The organism is Anaerolineae bacterium, from assembly GCA_014360855.1.
Classification (GTDB): Bacteria; Chloroflexota; Anaerolineae; order JACIWP01; family JACIWP01; genus JACIWP01.
Genome location: JACIWP010000329.1, coordinates 1 through 3,080, shown reverse-complemented (window position 1 = coordinate 3,080; position 3,080 = coordinate 1). Strand labels below are relative to the sequence as shown.

Sequence of the window (3,080 nt, the reverse complement as noted above, 5' to 3'; positions counted from 1 at the left end):
GTGCTGACCGAGCCGCATCATTTTCACGGCGCGCTGGAAGACCTACAGCGGGTGCGCCTGGCCCTGGATAGTGCCGGCCTGGCTGTCCCCATCCTGCGCAAAGACTTCATCATTGACACCTATCAGCTCCTGGAAGCGCGCCTGGCCGGCGCGGACGCCATCCTGCTGATCGCCGCTGCCTTGCCGGATGAATCGCTGCAGACGCTCTACCGCCAGGCGCAGGCGCTGGGCCTGACGCCTCTGGTGGAGGTGCACGACGAGGAGGAACTGAGGCGCGTCCTGTCCCTGCATCCCAACGTGGTGGGCATCAATAACCGGGACCTCCGCGATTTCCACGTGGACCTGGAGACGACGCGCCGGCTCCGCCCCATGATCCCGGCGGAAGTGGTAGTGGTGGCGGAGAGCGGGATTCGCACGCCGGCGGATATGCGCCGGCTGGCAGAATGGGGGGTGCAGGCGGCGCTCATCGGCGAGGCACTGGTAACGGCGCCGGACCCGAGCGCGCGACTGCGGGAACTGCGGGAGGCCGGCCAATGGTAAGGGTCAAAATATGCGGCCTGACCAACCTGGATGATGCCCGCACGGCCTGGCAGGCCGGGGCGGATCTGCTGGGCTTTATCTTTGTGCCGGCCAGCCCGCGCTGTATTTCGCCGGCACAGGCATCCGCCATCATCAACGCCCTGCGAGAGGAGGGCTGTCAGGCCCTCTGCGTCGGGGTCTTCGCCGATGCGCCGGCCTCCGAAGTCGAGAAGATCGCGGAGCAGTGCAGGCTGGACCTGGTGCAACTGCATGGGGCGGAACCGCCGGCCTATGCCCGCGCCTTGCCCCGTCCGGTCATCCGTGCCCATCGCGTGCGAGGCGCGGTGCCGTGGGAGGAACTGCTGGCATATGACGCCTGGGCCTATTTGCTGGACAGCTATCATCCCCAACAGGCCGGCGGCACGGGACAGCCTTGGGCTTGGGAGAGGATGGACCTTTCGGCTGTACCACCGGTGCGGCTCCTCATCGCCGGCGGACTGACGCCGGATACCGTTGCAGAAGCGGTGCGCCGGCTCCATCCCTGGGGGGTGGACGTTTCCTCCGGTGTGGAAAGCCGGCCGGGCCATAAAGACCCTGTCAGGGTTCGCGACTTCATCTTGCGCGCGAAAGCCGTGCGGATGGGAGGTCAGGATGCGGAAAGTGGCGATTGACCAACTGCCCGATGCTAGGGGCTATTTCGGCCCATACGGCGGGCGCTTTGTCCCGGAGACGCTCATCGCACCTTTGCAGGAGCTGGAGGAAGCCTATTGCCAGGTGAAAGGGGATGGGGCGTTTTGGGAGGAATATCGGGCGCTGTTGCACGACTATGTGGGCCGGCCGACACCGGTGACGTACGCCAGGCGTCTGACAGAAGCATGTGGTGGTGCGCGCATCTGGCTGAAGCGGGAGGACCTGGCCCATACCGGCGCCCATAAGATCAACAACGCGCTGGGCCAGGCACTGCTGGCAAAGCGCATGGGCAAGACGCGCCTGATTGCGGAGACGGGCGCCGGCCAGCATGGGGTGGCGGTTGCCACCGCCGCGGCACTGCTGGGGCTGGAGTGCACCATTTACATGGGGAGTGAGGACATGCGCCGGCAGCAGCCCAACGTCCTGCGCATGCGCCTGCTGGGCGCCGAGGTGCGGCCGGTGGATGCCGGCAGTCGGACCCTCAAGGATGCCATCAACGAGGCCCTGCGCGATTGGTCCTTTCATCTGCAGGACACCCATTACCTGCTGGGTTCGGCCCTCGGGCCGCATCCCTACCCGCGGCTGGTGCGGGACTTCCAGCGCGTGATAGGGGAGGAGGCGCGCGCACAAATGCTGGAGCAGGCCGGCCGTCTGCCCGATGTGCTGGTGGCCTGTGTGGGCGGGGGTTCCAATGCCATCGGCCTGTTCCATGCCTTCCTGCAGGACCCGGTGGAGATGGTGGGGGTGGAGGCTGGCGGCGCGGACATCGCCAGCGGCCGGCACGCGGCCCGTTTCGCCGACCCTCAGCGCGGCCGGGTGGGAATCCTGCATGGGGTCAAGACCTATGTGCTCCAGGATGCCTATGGGCAGATTCTGAACACCCATTCCATTTCCGCCGGCCTGGACTATCCGGCAGTGGGGCCGGAACACGCCCTCCTGCATGATATCGGGCGGGTGCGCTACACCTATGTGCGTGATGAGGAGGCGCTGGTGGCCTTCCGTGCCCTGGCGCGGCTGGAGGGCATCCTGCCGGCGCTGGAGTCAGCCCATGCCCTAGCGGAAGCCATGCGCCTGGCCGCCGCACGGCCGGCGGAGCACATCATCCTGGTGAACCTGTCAGGCCGCGGGGATAAGGACCTGGACACAGTGACGCAGGTTCTGCAGGAGGAGTTAGGGGCATGAGAGGCGAGACGATAGTGGCGCGGCAGGGGGTCCAGGCACTGGAGCAGGCCTTTGCCCGGGCGAGGGAAGAAAGCCGGGCGGCGCTGATCACGTATCTCACCATGGGGTATCCGACGGCCGAGGCCGCGCTGGAGCTGGTGCCGGCGCTGGAGGCAGGCGGCGCGGACATCATCGAGCTGGGCGTGCCCTTTTCGGATCCGGTGGCGGATGGGCCGGCCATTCAGCGCGCCAGCTACCTGGCCCTGCAGGCCGGCATGACGCCGGCGCGGTGCCTGGAGCAGGTGGCGCGCCTGCGGAAGGCCGGCGTGCGGGTTCCCCTTCTGCTGATGGGCTATTACAACCCCATCTTCCATTACGGCGAGCGCGCCTACGTGCGTGACTGCCGGCGGGCCGGCGCCGACGGGTTGATCGTGCCCGATCTGCCGCCGGAAGAGGCTGACGAGCTGATGGAAGCCTGCCGGCAGGAGGGCCTGGCGCTGGTGTTTCTGGCGGCCCCCACCACCGGCCCGGGGCGCCTGCGGGAAATCGCCGGCCGGAGCACCGGCTTCCTCTATGTCATCTCGCGGCTGGGCACCACGGGCACCGAGCGGCGGTTCGACACGGAGGAACTGCGCCGGCGCCTGGAAGAGGTGCGGCGCGCCTCCCCCATCCCGGTGGCGGTCGGGTTCGGCGTCTCGACGCCGGAGCAG

4 protein-coding genes are annotated in these 3,080 nt (G+C 67.9%); all 4 read left to right on the top strand.

Going from position 1 to position 3,080, the window contains the following annotated elements; genetic code table 11:
- The coding region (locus H5T60_13525) for an indole-3-glycerol-phosphate synthase (GenBank protein MBC7243451.1) at positions 1 to 540 on the top strand (540 nt) is incomplete at its 5' end.
- On the top strand, positions 534 to 1,190 hold the full coding sequence (locus H5T60_13520) for a phosphoribosylanthranilate isomerase (GenBank protein ID MBC7243450.1): 657 nt from the start codon (positions 534 to 536) through the stop codon (positions 1,188 to 1,190). The genes H5T60_13525 and H5T60_13520, both read left to right, overlap by 7 nt.
- On the top strand, positions 1,171 to 2,391 hold the full coding sequence (gene trpB / locus H5T60_13515) for a tryptophan synthase subunit beta (protein ID MBC7243449.1): 1,221 nt from the start codon (positions 1,171 to 1,173) through the stop codon (positions 2,389 to 2,391). Before H5T60_13520 ends, trpB begins: the two co-directional genes overlap by 20 nt.
- Positions 2,388 to 3,080, top strand: a 693-nt coding sequence (locus H5T60_13510; GenBank protein ID MBC7243448.1) for a tryptophan synthase subunit alpha, incomplete at its 3' end; no start/stop codon positions are given. The genes trpB and H5T60_13510, both read left to right, overlap by 4 nt.

Bases quoted from the DNA above. Each gene is read 5' to 3' on its own strand.
- H5T60_13520 (MBC7243450.1), top strand. From the start codon at position 534: ATGGTAAGGGTCAAAATATGCGGCCTGACCAACCTGGATGATGCCCGC.
- trpB (MBC7243449.1), top strand. From the start codon at position 1,171: ATGCGGAAAGTGGCGATTGACCAACTGCCCGATGCTAGGGGCTATTTC.